The following is a 16,632-nucleotide window of genomic DNA, read 5'->3' on the forward strand; positions in this document are numbered from 1 at the left end:
CTTATCCTAATTAGTTATTCCGTAAGTACTTGCGCACTGCCGCATTATGCTGATCAAGCGTTTCTGAAAAAACCGAACTGCCATCGCCCTTGGCCACAAAATAGACTGCCTTGGTCACAGCGGGTTGCGTGGCGGCAGTCAATGCCGCCTCTCCAACCATCGCAATCGGCGTTGGCGGCAGTCCGGCACGGGTGTAGGTGTTGTACGGTGTATCAGTACGCAAATGCGCTTTGGTAATATCGCCCTTAAAGGCCTCACCAACGCCATAAATGACGGTTGGATCTGTTTGTAAACGCATTCCTTGACGGAGTCGATTAGTGAATACCCCTGCAATTAAAGGGCGATCCGCCGCTTTGCCGGTTTCTTTCTCGACAATCGACGCCAAAATCAGCGCCTCATACGCCGATTTCAATGGCAAATCAGGTTTACGACTCGCCCATGCCTCATCGAGTTTTTCTTGCATCAAACGATGCGCGCGCGCCAATAGTTTGAGGTCGGAGCTGCCTTTGTCAATGCGATAACTCTCTGGAAAAAACAGTCCTTCGGGCGACAAGGCACTGATGCCCAAAGCGGCGAGAATTTCTTCATCGCTCATTTTGGCGGTGTCGTGTTTTAAATAGGGGTGCGTATTAAGTGCTTGCCGTAATTGCCGCCAATTCCAGCCTTCAATAATGCTGAACATCTGCAAATCGACTTCACCCTTGCCAAGTTTTTTCAGCAACATCCACGGTGAGATCGGCGCTTTCAGCGAATAACTACCAGCCTTCAGCTCAGCATCTTTACCCGAAATCCGCGCCAGCAACACAAATAAAGGCGCCGAATCAACCGCGCCTTGTCGCACCAACTGCTGCGCAACAGCGTTAACGCCGCCTGGTTCGATCTGCACTGAATGCGAAGGCGGACTCGGCTGCTCGGTCACTGCCCAACTATAAAACCACACGCTGCCTGCGAGCGTTGCCGCTAAAACACAAAATAGCAACAACCCCAACAATCGTCCCCACATCGGGGTCGGCTTATTCGGCATTTTTTTCGGTTGAGGTTTCGGATTTGCTTTCTTCTTCGCTGATGGTGCGGCCACTGCGTTTTACCTCGTAAAATTTCTGCACATTCGCCAATTCACGCGAACGGAACATCGGCGGCAGGCTTTTCCAAATCATTTTGCCGTATTGCTTTTCAACCAGACGCGTATCGGCAATCATCAATATGCCAATATCGGTCTCATCCCGAATCAAGCGCCCCGCGCCTTGTTTAAGCGTGATCGTCGCATTGGGCAATTGATAATCCATAAACGGGCTACGCCCCGCCTTGGTGATTTGCTCCATCCGTGCCGATAACACAGGATCATCCGGCGGAGAAAATGGCAGCTTGTCGATCACCACGAGCGACAACTGATCTCCACGCACGTCAATACCTTCCCAGAATGTCTGGCTGGCGACCAAAATCGCGTTCGGCTCTTTGCGAAATTGATCAAGCAATTCAGTGCGCGAGCCGGTGCCTTGGAGATACACCGGCCAATCTAGCCCAGCATCTTTAAGCTTTTCAAGCAATAACTCATGCGCTTCGCGCATCGCACGCAAGCTGGTAAATAGCAAAAACGCATGTCCTTGCGTGGTGTGCAATAATGGCCATGCTTTTTCAATGACAGTACGGGTATATTCCGGTGTATTAGGTTGCGGCATGTCTTGCGGCACATACAGCACGGCTTGCTGCTTGTAATCGAAGGGACTATCCCACGTTGCAGTTTCGGCTTTCCATAAGCCCAGTTCATGCTGAAAATGCGTAAACTGATTGTTCACCGCCAAGGTTGCCGAAGCAAAAATCCACGCGCGTGGATTCATATTGACTTGTTTTTGGAATAAATCAGCGATATTTAGCGGCGTAATATGCAACAAAAAGCCATGCTGCGTAACATCAATCCAATGCACGGTCTCCGTAGAATCTGATTTCTGCCATTTTTCCAGCAATTCGAGCATTTCAGCCGCGCGCTGATGACATTTTTCTAAACTCTCACCGCGCTCGGCTTGCTTGGCCAAGAGTTCAGCCAAATGTTGCAAATCACCCGTCATTACATTGAGCTGGGTAAAAAAAGCTGGGAATTTTTCTTTTAACTCATGCTGTGGCAGCCGCTGTATGTCTTTAAACACCAACCGTACATCTTTTGCTGACTTTTCCAGCGCTTCGGCAGCATTGGGCAACAAAACATAGTCTTTAGCGACGACCAGCGCTTCGGCACGCGCATCCCGCGCTAGCTCAACCACTTGACCACTGGTAAGCGTATCACCAAAAAACAGGCTGGCAACTTCAGGCAGTTGATGCGCCTCGTCGAAAATCACCGTATTACACGCAGGAAGCAGCTCGCCCGCGCCTTCGTCTTTGAGCCACACATCAGCAAAAAACAGATGATGATTGACCACCACCACATCGGCTTCTTGCGCGTCTTTGCGTGCTTTTAAAACAAAGCAGTCTTTGTGATTGGGGCAATCTTGACCCAGGCAATTATCGCGGGTGCTAGTCACATGTGCCCAAATCGGTGCGTCCTCCGGCACGCCGGGACAGGCTGCTTTATCGCCCGAATTCGTGGTGTTGACGTAACGTTTAATTTTTTGCAAATCTGCCACGTCTTCACGACGCATAAAGCGCCCTTCGTGCTCGGCGCGTGCTAGATGATAATGGCAGACGTAATTCGAACGGCCTTTCAGTAGTGCAATCACCACCGGCACCTTCAGTACATCGCGCACGCTCGGCACATCGCGATTAAATAACTGATCTTGCAGTGTTTTGGTACCGGTCGACACAATCACCTTGCCACCAGACAGCAGCGCCGGTACTAAATAGGCAAACGTTTTGCCCGTCCCCGTACCCGCCTCGGCAATCAATTGCCCGCAAGACGCGATCGCCCGCTCAACCGCCAGTGCCATTTCTAACTGCGGCTGGCGCAACTTGTAGCCGGGAAATGCATCGCCAAACGGCCCGGTATCTGCAAAAACTTCTTCGAGTGTCATGGAAAGCTCAATACTTCGGATGAAGGATTGTACCGTATCGGCGGCAAGGCTATAGCAGACCTCATTCAGAAAAAATACTTTAAATGCAAAAAATAGTGTTCACAGAATGCGCAGCATTTTACGAAAAAAAACCCCGCACGAGGCGGGGCCAATCAATACAGGGAGAGATGAAAACACAATACACATCTGAGCTAGCGCCCAGCGAAATGAACCAACGGTTCATTTACAGGGTGTATGAGGGTGTGTATTCAATAAAGTTCAGCCTTTTTTCAATTTTTTTTATTTTTCTTGAAAAAATAAAGTCTGACCACTTTGACCCACGCTCGCACCACCTAACCAATACAAAATCGCAGGCAAAATAGCCTCAGTCACTGGCAATGTGTCTTTCAATTCAGCAGGGTGCGTCGCCAAGCGGAACGGCGACTGAATCGGGCCTGGCACCAATAAATTAATCCGCACATTGGCCAACTTATCCCATTCAGACGCAGCAATCTCAATCCAGTTTTTTTGCGCGGATTTGGTCACGCTAAAACCGCCCCAATAGGCATTCGGTTCAAACGCATGAGTTTCACCCAGCACCAAGACCGCCGCATCAGGCGATTTTTCCAGCAATGGAAACAAGGCGCGCGTCATCGCAAATGGTGCCGCCACGTTCACGCGGAACATCTCCACCCATTCATCCAGTTTTTGATTTGAAAGCGGTGAAAGATGATTAAATCCATTCGCGCAATGCAAAATACCATCCAAACGACCAAACTCTTTTTGAATCAACACCCCAAGTTGATTCAATTCAGCCTCGCCGATTTTGGCCAAATCCATCGGAATCGCTGCCGGTTGCGCACCACCCACCGCTTCGATGGCATCGTAAGTGCGACTGAGTTTTTTCTCGTTGCGGCCAAGTAAAATTACCGTTGCACCAAACTTGGCCAACTCCACCGCTGCCGCAGCGCCAATGCCCTGCCCTGCCCCCGTTACGAGAATGACGCGGTCTTTGAATGCATCTGCGCTCGGTGTTGCTGTTTTCCAATCTGCCATTTTATTTTTCCTCTCCTTACCGCTTAACAAAGGCTGAGTGACTTTATTCTGTCTCTATGACAGCGTTTTCAAATAACCCAAATATTCTAATGTGAGTTGAGCGGCATTCACACCACTACGCACAGCACCTTCGAGCGTTGCCGGATACTCGCCTCGCCCATGCCCAGCTAAACCTTCAGTAAAATCTCCTGCCAAAAACAACCCTACTTGCAAAGTAGTATTGCTCGGCCGCTCTAGATTTGGAGTGCACGCAAAGGTCGCGCGCTTTTCGGTAATCACTTGCTGGCGCAGTACCAAATCAGGCAAGCCCAATCGTTGATGCAATTCAGCCTGCACGGTCTCAGCCAATTCATCGTGACTCAAGCCGCTATGCACGCCCTGCGCTGAGATCACGACGGCAATCAAGCCATGTTGCCCATGCGTCACGCCGCGATCAAACACCCACTGCGAATAGGCATCGGCCAAACCCAACATCGGCGTCGACAATTGCACATCGGTCGCATACTGCAAATACACCGTGACAATCGGCTGATACTGCCAATCGGTTAATTGTGCACTCAGTAATTGATCAAAAGAGCTGATGAGACCTGCCGCCTGATGCGGTGGCGTTGCGCAAATCACCGCGTCAAAAACCTGACCGTCGTCACCCAGCACAAAACCATGGGTATTGCTCGCTATCGATTTTACACGATAGCCTAGCTGCACATACCCACCCGAAGTTTGAATCATCTGGGCGGCCGACTCAGGAAACAACTGGCTAAAATCCACTTTTGGCATTAGTAAATCAGAAGCCGCGCGTTGGCCACCCAAACTATCGCGCAATACATTGAGTAATACTTGCGCGCTCGCTAACTCAAGTGGGGTATTCAGTGCTGCCAAGGTCAGCGGCGCCCAAAACTTGGCAATCAGGCTCTCAGGTTGCCGCTGCTCGAGCAACCACTGCGCTACAGTCACATCGTTTTTTAAACGCCAGCACCGCCATTTACTCACTTCAATGGCGCGTATCAAAGCCCAACGCTCAACCCACGACAAACCTTTGGCGCGAATTAAACCAAGCGCCAAATGCAGCGGCGCAGGTAATTTTGGACAAGCCAGCAAAAAATCGGGTTCAACCTGCAAACGCATCGGCTGACGCAAAAATGCAGCATCCAAATCAACACCGCAGCACTGCATTAAACGTAATAACTCAGAATAAGCGCCGATCACCAGATGCTGACCATTATCCAGCGGCGACTCGTTCATCACGGCACGGTTCGAGCGATCAACGCGCCGCGCTCGACCGCCAAGCACTTTGCCCGCTTCAAACACCGTGACCGACACGCCCGCCGCAGCCAACTCAACACCCGCCGCCATACCCGCGTAGCCGCCACCGATAATGGCGACTCTTTTCATGATCCCACCCTAGGTAGCTTGAATCTGAGCGTATTTTTAAAAAGTAGCGAGCACCCGTCAGAACGGCGAGGCCGGAGCACAGGAACCGGAATGCACACGTTGTACATGAGGATTCCGCGCACCGCCCGACCCGTTATCACGGGATGCGCAGCACTTTTGAAGGATGCGCTCAAGCAAACCACCACGTTTTCCACGCCAACCACAGCTTGCGAATTGGGGTTAGTGAAGTGCGTTGATTGAGCACTTTCTGTGCGCCGTCCAAACGAATTTCAGCCAGCGTGGCGCGATAAATCGCCGCCATCACCAAACCAGTTCGTTGGTTTTTCTTATCCACCTCAGGCAGCAAAGCCATCGCTTGATCGTAATACTGCTCGGCGCGATCGATCTGGAAATTCATTAAGGCTTTAAATTCAGCGGTTTCACGGTAATTCTGAATGTCGGCAGCAGGCACGTTAAAGCGCTGCAACTCATCGACAGGCAAATAAATCCGGCCACGACGCGCGTCTTCGCCGACATCGCGAATGATATTGGTTAGTTGAAATGCAATACCCAAATCATGCGCGTACTTCAGTGTTTTGCGGTCGGTATAACCAAAAATTGTCGCCGCCAATTGTCCCACAACGCTGGCAACGCGATAGCAATACAGATGCAAATCTTTAAAGGTGTTGTAGCGCGCCTGATCCAGATCCATCTCCATGCCGTCGATAATTTCTAGAAACAATTCGCGCGGCAAATCATAAGACTTCACTGCTGGCAGCAAGGATTGCGTTACCGGATGCTGCGGGCTGCCCGCGTACATTTGGTCAACTTCATTGCGCCACCAAGCCAGCGTCGTGCGCGCTACACCTTCATCGCTGATTTCATCGACCACATCGTCAACTTCGCGGCAAAACGCATACAAGGCAGTAATCGCAACGCGCTTTTCTGGGCTTAAAAAACGAAAACTATAATAAAAGCTCGAACCACTTTTGGCGGCTTTGTCTTCACAATATTGATCAGGAGTCACAGGACGTCTCGAATTTAAGGTTTAGGCGTCGTCAAAGGAATTCGCACTTCGCGACTCACACCAGACGGACCAGGAAAAGGTAAGAATAAACTCTGGATCAGCAAGGGTACCGCGCTATCTAGCTCGTCACTGTGACTGCGATTGCGCGCGCGGCCTTCGTACAGTTTGGCAAACTCGCCTTTATCCAAAGTTTTCCGATCTAAAATATCGACAAAAACTTCGCGAGTAAAAATCGTTTCACTCACTGTTTGCGAGCCAACAATTCCCGTTTCAGGATAATAGCGCGGGATAAACATCACGCTGCCGCCATTCGTAAATACACGTTGATAACTCACTGAGTAACCAACCGTACCCCAAATCGGCTGCTGGTAGGATTTTTCTTTACCGTCATCCACTTGGTAATCAAAGCGAACGAGCCAATCGGCTTTGTTGATGTCTTTTTGCCAAATCAAACCTTGCTGCACCAAACGATTCGCCAAATCAGTCTCAAACTGTTTATAAGCAAGACTTTGCATTTGTGAGGCATTGCGCTCAATCGCAAACGCCTTTGGTGTGGCCATAGCGGCTTGTACCGCTGCGGCCGAGCCAGAAGCAACTGGTGCAGATGCTTTCAACGCGGTAGCAGGCAATTGATGCCGTACCGATACCGTCGCGACAAATGAAGGCGCAGCGCAACCTGCCAGCAAGACGACAAACAACAAGCTAGCAAAGCGCGACATTAGGCAATCTTGCCCGGAATACGCGGCGTATTCACCACCACATCACCGCATTGCGCACGATGGCGCAGTGCGTGATCGATCAGCACCAGCGCCAACATCGCTTCAGCAATCGGTGTTGCACGAATGCCAACGCAAGGATCATGACGACCCGTGGTCGCCATCATCACTGGATTACCGTCTTTATCAATCGACGCACGCTCTTGCGCGATACTAGAGGTAGGTTTAACCGCCAAGTTCACAGTAATATCCTGCCCTGTCGATATACCCCCTAAAATGCCGCCAGCGTGATTCGTTGCAAAGCCTTTTGGAGTGAGTTCATCGCAATGCACCGAGCCGCGTTGCGCGATACTGTCAAAGCCAGCGCCGATCTCAACACCTTTCACCGCATTAATATTCATCATTGCGTAGGCGATTTCGGCATCAAGGCGATCATACACTGGCTCGCCCCAACCCACCGGCACGTTTTCCGCCACAACGGAAATTTGTGCGCCGACTGAATCGCGCTCTTTACGAATCGCGTCCATATAGTCTTCGAGTTGCGGCACGATTTCTAAATTTGGCGCGAAAAATGCGTTTTCAGAGACGTGATCCCAGCTTTGGAATGGAATATCGATTTCGCCCAATTTGCTCATATAACCACGAATAACGATGCCGAATTTTTCTTTCAGCCATTTTTTCGCAATCGCCCCCGCCGCAACACGCACTGCCGTTTCGCGTGCCGATGAGCGACCACCACCACGTGGATCGCGAATGCCGTATTTGTGCCAGTAAGTATAATCAGCGTGACCAGGGCGGAAGGTATCTACGATTTTGCCGTAATCTTGGCTGCGCTGATCTTGATTGCGAATCAAGAGTGCAATCGGCGTACCCGTTGTTTTGCCCTCATAAATGCCAGACAAAATTTCCACCGAATCAGGCTCTTTACGCTGAGTTACATGGCGGCTGGTACCCGGTTTGCGGCGATCGAGTTCCAATTGAATATCTTCAACCGAAATATCTAATCCCGGAGGGCAACCATCAACAATACAACCAATTCCTGCACCATGGCTTTCGCCAAACGAAGTAACTGTAAATAACAAACCCAAGGAATTGCCTGACATTGCCTGCCTCTAGCTCAAAGTTGATTTAATTTGCTTAATTTTACCACGGGCACGCCGAGCAAAGGGGTACTAACCAAGGAATCGCCCGCATTTACTGATAGAAATAGATAAACTACAAAAACAAACTAAGACAACAAATTTAGTTCCAAGGTCACAATACTGCCAAACCACTTCAATTTATCAACATTGATTTGCAAAGTAGTGCAAGAAAAATACTAATCCGATTCAGTATTTTAAAAATTGAACAACTACCGCGGCAAAATGCATTAAGCCTCAATCGAATTCACTGTCAAACCCAAGATACATTCAAAACAAAGGTACGGCGCAAGCACATAAACAAAAGCAAAGCCCAACAAAAAAGCCCTTTAAAATAAAGGGCTTAATTAAATTAGCTGGCGGAGAGAGGGGGATTCGAACCCCCGATAGGCTATTAACCTATACACGCTTTCCAGGCGTGCGACTTAAACCACTCATCCATCTCTCCGCATAAGAGCGCCGAATCATACCGAAGCCCCCTCTCTATGGCAAGCAATACCCACCAACGATGAGCCCCAAAGCCGGCGCGCTCAGATTCTCAAAGATTCGTAACTGGGATTTTGCCTATTTTTGCCTGCCATTCTTTAGGTGCAATTGCATGCACAGACGTTCCACTTGAATCAACAGCAACAGTCACTGGCATATCGACCACATCAAACTCGTAGATCGCCTCCATCCCCAAGTCTGCAAAGCCAACAACGCGGCTTCCCTTAATCGCTTTGGAAACGAGGTATGCTGCGCCACCAACAGCCATCAGATACACTGATTGATGTTTTTTGATTGATTCACAGGCTGCAGGACCTCGCTCAGCTTTACCAATCATTCCTAGCAGCCCTGTTTGCTCTAAAACCTGGTCAGTAAATTTATCCATCCGTGTCGCGGTTGTTGGGCCTGCTGGACCGACAACTTCTTCACGTACTGGGTCAACTGGGCCCACGTAATAAATAAAGCGACCATTAAAATCAACAGGCAACGCTTCACCTTTATTAAGCATTTCAACTATGCGCTTATGTGCAGCATCACGACCAGTCAACATTTTGCCATTCAATAATAAAGTTTGACCTGGTTTCCAGCTTGAGACATCTTCGCGCGTTACCGAATTTAGGTCAACGCGCGTCGCCGCAGTTGATGGAGTCCAAGTTACATCCGGCCAATCTTCTAACTTTGGTGCCTCTAAAACTGCTGGGCCTGAGCCATCTAGCGTAAAATGAACATGACGGGTTGCCGCACAATTCGGAATCATCGCCACAGGCAAACTAGCGGCGTGCGTAGGATAGTCTTTGATTTTGACATCCAAAACGGTCGCCAAACCACCCAAGCCTTGCGCACCAATACCGAGTGCATTCACTTTTTCATACAACTCGATACGTAATTCTTCGACACGATTTTGTGGGCCACGTGCAATCAAATCATGGATATCAATCTCTTCCATGAGCGCCTCTTTGGCCATCACCATCGCTTTCTCAGCCGTACCACCGATACCAATACCCAGCATTCCCGGCGGACACCAACCCGCGCCCATCAACGGCACCGTTTTGAGCACCCAATCAACAATTGAATCCGAAGGATTGAGCATAACAAACTTAGTTTTGTTTTCCGAACCACCACCTTTCGCGGCAATATCGATATCAACGGTACAGCCCGGCACGATTTCGTAATGAATCACTGCAGGCGTATTGTCTTTGGTGTTTTTACGGCCACCAGCAGGATCCATCAAAATGGAGGCGCGCAATTTATTATCTGGATGCAAATAAGCACGGCGAACACCTTCATTAATCATATCGCTCACGCTCATCGTCGCCCCGTCCCATTGCACGTCCATCCCGACCCGGACAAACACGGTTACAATGCCGGTATCTTGGCAAATCGGGCGATGGCCTTCAGCACACATCCGGCTATTGGTTAAAATCTGCGCAATCGCATCTTTGGCTGCTGGGCTTTCTTCCAAATCGTAAGCTTTTCCCAAAGCTTGAATGTAATCTTTCGGATGATAATAACTAATATACTGCAGACTATCGGCAATGCTGGCGATGAGATCGTCTTGGCGAATTTTGCTCATTCTTGTGTTCTCCGCAAATCAAAATTTGACCGGCCGAATTGTAGCGCATCCTACACAACTACAGACAAGCATCAACATGAAAAAAACCTCCGTCCAAACACCGATTGATTTCTATACACAATTACAAATCGAAGGCTATCTTGCCAGTCAACCCCGATTTACGCCTGAAGGCCTCAGCCCATTCCTGATTAATGCTCGTCAATACGGCTGGCTTGAACGTGAAACGATTCAAGCCTTACAACAATTTTCTGATCTGTGGCACTTTTCTAATGGGCAGGTTGAGTTACGCGATAAACACCCAGCCGAACAACTACAAGCCGCCGCGCAATACCTGCACCAGCAAGGTTTCATTCTCGGATGGCGCAATGAAAATTATGGTGTTTATAGCGAAGATGCTCGTGAAGAGTCCGACTTCAAGCACGCACTCTGTGCACTTGAACGTGCCAGTTTCAGACGTTTTGGCTTTTTAAGCCGAGCCGTACATATCAACGCCTACTATCCTGATGGCACACTCTGTCTGGGCGTACGAGCAAATAATAAGAGTATTGATCCAAACAAATTAGATAATATGGCCGCTGGCGGCATACCCCTTGGTGAGTCTATTTATGACTGCGCAATTCGTGAACTGGCAGAAGAAGCAGGTGCTCCTTTACAAATTGCCAAATTCATTCAATTTGCCGAAATCATTCATACTAGGCGCAATGAATCGGATGGCACACACAACGAAATACTCTACTGCTACGATTTGGCGTTACCAGACGATTTTGTTCCGCACAATCAGGATGGAGAAGTCGCTGAATTTCATCGTTTAAGACCAAGCGAAGTCATCAAACAGCTCAACAGCATGACTTGGGATGCCGGGGCAGTAACTTCCTCATTTATATTACGGAACGGATCAGCCGCGGCAACGCTTAAAAATTAGACATACTCGGCGGGGTCAACTCAACAGGCTGATGCGGCCCCTCACTTAACCAATCCAACAACTCATTCGCAGCCATGGGCTTCGCAATCAAATACCCCTGAACTTCATCACACCCCATCACCGCTAATGCCTGCCAAATACCAATGGTTTCTACCCCTTCAGCGACCACCTTCAAACCAAGAATATGGCCAATTTCAATCATGGAGCGCACAATCGAAACACTTTCGAACGTGCTATTCATCGACATGACAAATACCTGATCAATTTTTAGCTCATTCACAGGCATTTTGGCTAAATAGGCAAATGAAGAGTAACCCGTACCAAAATCATCAATCGACAATTGCACACCCAAACGCCGTAAGCGAGCTAAATTTTGCAGCATTGCATCGGGTTTATGCATCACTCCAGTTTCAGTAATCTCTAGGCATAAATTCGCTGCCGAGCCTGCTTTATTCAGCTGTTCTTCCACAAAATCAACAAATTGAATATCTTCAACATCACTCACACCGACATTAACTGAAATCAGTAAATTGACGTGGTTTCTTTGCCATTCAACTTGTTGGCGCAATACCTCGCACAATACCCACTCCGTAATACCGCGCAACTTGCCTGTTTTTTCCGCAAACGGGATAAATAACCCTGGGGAAATCCACCCGCGACTCGGATGCTGCCAACGCACCAATGCTTCTGCAGCACCCACCAAACCAGTTGATACATTGATTTTGGGCTGATAATAAACAACCAAATGATTTTCACTCAACGCTTCGCGCAAATCACCCAATAACGTAAATTGGTTTAAGCGGTCTTCTTCACGACTAGGGTCGTAAATCACCGAGCTTTCCCGGTCACGTTTAGCAAAAAACATCGCTACTTCTGCGTGTCGTAACAAACCTTCCGCAGTATCTGCATGCAGCGGGTAAATCGCAATGCCAGAACGTATAGCAACATTTACTTTTTGCTCGCCAAGAAATAGCGACTCCGATAAAGCAGCCTCAATCATTTGAATTTGCGCATGGGTTTGTGTCTCATTATCGGCACTCAACAACAAAACAAATGAATTACCCGAAATACGACTAACAATTTTCAAATGCTCTGGCTGCATTTGGCTGAGCCGATCAGACATCGTACAAAGCACTCGATCACCGGCATCAAAACCGAAAGCATCGTTGATATAGCGAAAGTCAGCCAAATCAATCATCACCACCGCCAACCACGAAGGCGTTTTAATAAGATACGCAGATAACAATTCAGCAAATTTAACTCGGTTCGGCAATCCTGTTAAACGATCAGAAAACGCAAGCTGGCGCATCAAATGCTCACGCGCAGAGATAGCATCACCCATTGCATTAAAAGCTGAGGCTAAATTCCCTAATTCATCATGCCGATGCATCGGCATACGAACATCAAATTCACCTGCAGCAAATCGATGTACTGCCGAGGAAAAACGCCGCAAAGGTGCAGTCATTTGACTAGCTAGCAACCACGAGATCAGCACACCAAACCCAAACATCAATAAACCAATTAGAAATGCACGAATGCGCGCCTCACTCTGCCGCGCAAGCAGTTTATCGACTGCAATATCTGCACCCAAAACATAAACGACGCCATCACCGCCCAACACAGGCATCGCAATCGAACGATACCGACCATACTGATCGTGAATATTGCCAAATATAGGCTGGCCAGCTGCAATAGCTGAACGCACTAGCGTAAAACGCTCGCTATGCGACGGCAAATAATCTCCATCCCGCTCAATATTCATTCCTGCAAGCAGAGCGCTATTCGCGATAAAAATCACATCAGCACCACGCAAACTTAAAACATATAGATGCTCAACACCCATTTGCTTTGCCGACTGATTGAGTGCCTTTGAGTGTTTTAAGTAATCTTCCTGTTTAATAAACTGCGCTTGCAGTGCTTGCGTCACATATTTTTCAGGCAACACAAACGGAATAGCTCGTGCAGCCGTATGTAAACGGCCATCGAGTTCAGACATCAATGCAGCGCTTAAAACATAATACAAGCTGATTGATAAAGCGACGGACACCAACGCATTCAAGATAGTGAGGACTAAAAGAACTTTAGCCCTCGCGCCTTGAAATTTGCTGATGAACTGTTTAGGCCAGCGCAATCGAAACCTCTCTAGATCCAAATGCTAAAGCAATTCATTCATAGCCTGAATTGCTGCACTGCGCCAAGAAAGAATTTACGCTGTATTGACGAGAAAACAACTATTAAGCTTTCAAAAAACCAACCTCAAGCGTAGCAGGCGCCTTTAAACCCACTGTATCTAAAGGTGCAGCTTGAACAAACAATTCAAATTGCATTAATTCATCCCGACGAAAGGCATGAATCTCGACTCGCTCGCCGACTAAACTTGAACTGATAAATTGCTCCAAATTTGCGTTGGTCAAACGCAGACCATTCCATGCTAGCAATACATCACCCGCCGCAAGTCCGGCCAACTGTGCCGCCCCATTCGTAAAGACATGCGTTAGCTTAACACCACTAGTTTCTGCGACCGTTTTGACACCCAAGCTGCTGTTACTACTTTTCAAACCCTCTTGCCAACCGCCTTTATCAGCACTCGACGATGCGGCACGCTGCTGCCACTCAATACCTAACTCAAGCAAAAGTGATCGTAAAGGCAGCTCAGTCGTTGAACGCAAACCCAAGTCAAACAAGCAGGATAAATCAAGCCCTGTAACCTGCTGTGCAATTTTTTCCCACTCATCTTCAGCAACACCTAATTTCGCTTGCTCAAAAGACAAACCAAATCGCAACCAAAGTGCTCGCATCACATCATCCAGAGATTTTTCTCCACCTGTTTTTTGGCGTATCGTCAAATCTAAGCACAACGCAAATAACGCCCCTTTGGTGTAATAACTCACCAAGGCATTCGGGCTATTTTCATCCTGCCGATAATACTTCACCCAAGCATCAAAACTCGCATCTTCAAGCGTCTGGACTAAGCGCCCCTGCCCTCGTTCAACGCTAGTGATAGTTTGCGACAATAAGTCCAAATAAGTCTGTTGATTGATCAAGCCTGAGCGCACTAAAGTCAAATCGTCATAGTAGGAGGTAATCCCCTCAAACGCCCAAAGTAAGCGGGAATAATTCTCTTGCTGCAAATCATATGGCGCATAAACAGCAGGCTTGATGCGTTTCACATTCCAACTATGAAAGTACTCATGACTACACAAACCCAAAAATTGCAAATATCCGGGTTTAATTTCTACCTCATGCGGCAATGGCAAATCACTACGTTTACAAATCAACGCAGTTGAAGCACGATGCTCTAAACCGCCATAACCATCGCCCACCACAAGGGTAAGAAAAACATATTCTTTGAAAGGCGCAGGCGAGCCAAAAAACTGAATTTGATACTCACAAATTCGACGTAAATCATTCGCAACGCGAGTCAAATCAGCTTGATGGCGGCCAGAAACCACCAAGCGATGTGGCACACCACACGCTTCGAAACGAATGACCGAGAAATCGGCCATTTCCACAGGATGATCAATTAACTCATCGTAATTTTCCGCTTGATACTCACCAAAAGCGGCTACATCAACCTGCGCAGGCTTTAATGTCGTCGCTACCCGCCATCGAGTATCGGCTGGAGCAACAATCTGCACACGGCAAGGACATTCTTCATAGCCAGCCACAGCTAAAAAAACACTTGTGCCATTAAAAAATCCGCGCTCAGTATCAAGGTAAGCACCACGCACGGATAAATCATAAGCGTATACCGTATAAGTAACCGTCAAAGCCCCAGCAACAGCTTCCGCTTGCCAACGCGCTTTATCCAACTTCCGCAATAAAACAGCCCCAGCACTCGACTTAGCCGCAATCGAGACTATGTTTTTGGCAAACTCACGAATCAAATAACTTCCTGGAATCCAAGTAGGCAAATACAGCTCTTGCCCATTTGGATCAGGAGAATCAATCGTTAATTCAATCGAAAATAGATGTGCCGCCGGGTTGCACGGAGAGATTTTGTAATAAATCATCATAAATTTTTCTACAGATAATAAGTTATGTCGCCAAGCCGACTTGATTTCGGCCAGCGGCCTTGGCTTGATATAGGGCGCGATCAGCGGCATCAATGAGCTGCTGAGCCGTCATTCCATCTTGTAATTGCGCCACACCGATGCTCACTGTTGAATGAAACTCACCCGCATCAGAACTAATCTGAATCAATTGCGAAAAACTATGCCGCAACTCATCTAATTTTTGCGCGGCTCGCATTAAAGTATGATCAGACAAAATGACGGCAAATTCTTCACCCCCATAGCGTCCAACCGAATTTGGCTTACCCATTCCGCCACGTAATAAACGTGACAGCGATTTAATCACTCGATCTCCAACCATATGCCCATGGCGATCATTGACCATCTTAAAATGATCAATATCAACCATAGCATACGCTAATAATCGACACTCTTTATGAGCTCGATCCACTTCTCGACTTAGCTCTTCAATAATATTGGTGTGATTTAACAAGGCAGTAAGCCTATCTCGCGTCATCCAGCGCCGCAACTGGCGGTAACGCTCCGCCGTAATCGAAATTGAAGCAACCAACTCTTCTGGCTCCATGTTCTTCACCAGAAAATCATCGCCCCCCATACTGCGTGCCATAAGTTGTTTGCCACGATGCGTTTCAGTCGACAGAAAGACTATTGGTATTGAGTCATATAACTTATTTTGACGAATTATCTTAGCGATTTCATCACCCGAACACTCAGGCATATACACATCCATCAAGATAATATCGGGCTTCATTCGCTCAATCTGCAAAATCACCTCAAACGGATTTTGTATGTGTTTGGCATGCATGCCCGCATCGGTCAACACCCCACACGTCCAGCGTGCAACGGCTTCTGAATCATCAACCACCAAAACTCGATATGGATCTGGGCGAGCTAACTCTTGCAAAGAATCCAAGCGATCAATTAGTTGCTGAGAATTAAATGGCTTGGGCAAGAAGTCTGTCACGCCATCGCGCATTAAATCAATTTGCTCCGCAATAGTATGCGCATTCGACAAAAAGATAACTGGGCCTTTAGACAATTTACTGATCAAGGGCACACACATTTTGGCACTAACATCCGATAAACCTTGCTCATCAATCACCACAGCAAATGGCGGTGTTGTATGCATCGCGGCCAAAATTGCGCTATTACGTGTAAAAACCTGACAATCAAAACTAAATAAACGCAATTGCGCTTGAATATCATCAAAATGCTCTGCATTCGGGGCAACGAAATAAACCATAGGCATGACGGATGAATTCATTGAGATCTCAACAACAAGTCAATATGAAATAGATTTACACAGCATAGAGCTTAAACCCTATGA

The 16,632-nt window shown here is 47.9% G+C and carries 12 protein-coding genes, 1 tRNA gene and 1 other RNA gene; 1 reads left to right on the top strand and 13 read right to left on the bottom strand.

The window, feature by feature from the left end:
- Positions 1-10: 10 nt before the first annotated feature.
- The 10 genes from mltG to GM173_RS04375 form a co-directional block, all read right to left on the bottom strand.
- Complete coding sequence (gene mltG / locus GM173_RS04330; protein WP_239078238.1) at positions 11-1,024, bottom strand: endolytic transglycosylase MltG; 1,014 nt, start codon at positions 1,022-1,024, stop codon at positions 11-13.
- Entirely contained in the window at positions 1,014-3,002 is a 1,989-nt protein-coding gene (yoaA, locus tag GM173_RS04335) for a DNA repair helicase YoaA (RefSeq protein ID WP_203570084.1), read from the bottom strand. The genes mltG and yoaA overlap by 11 nt, the downstream gene beginning before the upstream one ends.
- A 279-nt stretch (positions 3,003-3,281) precedes the next feature.
- Positions 3,282-4,037 (bottom strand): SDR family NAD(P)-dependent oxidoreductase, encoded by a 756-nt coding sequence (locus GM173_RS04340; RefSeq protein WP_203570085.1) that lies wholly within the window; start codon positions 4,035-4,037, stop codon positions 3,282-3,284.
- Between the two features lie 54 nt (positions 4,038-4,091).
- Positions 4,092-5,429, bottom strand: coding sequence for a hydroxysqualene dehydroxylase HpnE (gene hpnE / locus GM173_RS04345; RefSeq protein ID WP_203570086.1), 1,338 nt, complete (start codon positions 5,427-5,429; stop codon positions 4,092-4,094).
- A 34-nt stretch (positions 5,430-5,463) separates the two neighbouring features.
- A non-coding RNA gene (locus GM173_RS04350) (sX9 sRNA) lies at positions 5,464-5,536 on the bottom strand.
- Between the two features lie 62 nt (positions 5,537-5,598).
- Positions 5,599-6,435, bottom strand: a complete 837-nt coding sequence (gene hpnD, locus GM173_RS04355) for a presqualene diphosphate synthase HpnD (RefSeq protein WP_203570087.1) — start codon at positions 6,433-6,435, stop codon at positions 5,599-5,601.
- A gap of 14 nt (positions 6,436-6,449) precedes the next feature.
- Positions 6,450-7,154 (bottom strand): DUF4136 domain-containing protein, encoded by a 705-nt coding sequence (locus GM173_RS04360; protein WP_203570088.1) that lies wholly within the window; start codon positions 7,152-7,154, stop codon positions 6,450-6,452.
- Entirely contained in the window at positions 7,154-8,254 is a 1,101-nt protein-coding gene (gene aroC, locus GM173_RS04365; RefSeq protein ID WP_203570089.1) for a chorismate synthase, read from the bottom strand. Before aroC ends, GM173_RS04360 begins: the two co-directional genes overlap by 1 nt.
- Positions 8,255-8,647: 393 nt before the next feature.
- Positions 8,648-8,738, bottom strand: a tRNA-Ser gene (locus tag GM173_RS04370).
- Between the two features lie 90 nt (positions 8,739-8,828).
- Positions 8,829-10,349 (bottom strand): fumarate hydratase, encoded by a 1,521-nt coding sequence (locus GM173_RS04375; protein ID WP_203570090.1) that lies wholly within the window; start codon positions 10,347-10,349, stop codon positions 8,829-8,831.
- On the opposite strand from GM173_RS04375, the gene GM173_RS04380 reads away from it, so the two are divergent.
- Entirely contained in the window at positions 10,342-11,271 is a 930-nt protein-coding gene (locus GM173_RS04380; protein ID WP_203570091.1) for an NUDIX hydrolase, read from the top strand. The genes GM173_RS04375 and GM173_RS04380 overlap by 8 nt on opposite strands.
- On the opposite strand, the gene GM173_RS04385 is transcribed toward GM173_RS04380, so the two are convergent.
- The 3 genes from GM173_RS04385 to GM173_RS04395 form a co-directional block, all read right to left on the bottom strand.
- Positions 11,261-13,267, bottom strand: a complete 2,007-nt coding sequence (locus tag GM173_RS04385) for a putative bifunctional diguanylate cyclase/phosphodiesterase (protein WP_203570092.1) — start codon at positions 13,265-13,267, stop codon at positions 11,261-11,263. The genes GM173_RS04380 and GM173_RS04385 overlap by 11 nt on opposite strands.
- A 238-nt stretch (positions 13,268-13,505) precedes the next feature.
- Positions 13,506-15,377 (bottom strand): M61 family metallopeptidase, encoded by a 1,872-nt coding sequence (locus GM173_RS04390; protein ID WP_239078239.1) that lies wholly within the window; start codon positions 15,375-15,377, stop codon positions 13,506-13,508.
- On the bottom strand, positions 15,310-16,569 hold the full coding sequence (locus tag GM173_RS04395) for a diguanylate cyclase (RefSeq protein ID WP_203570093.1): 1,260 nt from the start codon (positions 16,567-16,569) through the stop codon (positions 15,310-15,312). The genes GM173_RS04390 and GM173_RS04395 overlap by 68 nt, the downstream gene beginning before the upstream one ends.
- Positions 16,570-16,632: the final 63 nt, after the last annotated feature.

Origin of the sequence: Deefgea chitinilytica (assembly GCF_016881405.1) — a bacterium.
GTDB lineage: Bacteria > Pseudomonadota > Gammaproteobacteria > Burkholderiales > Chitinibacteraceae > Deefgea > Deefgea chitinilytica.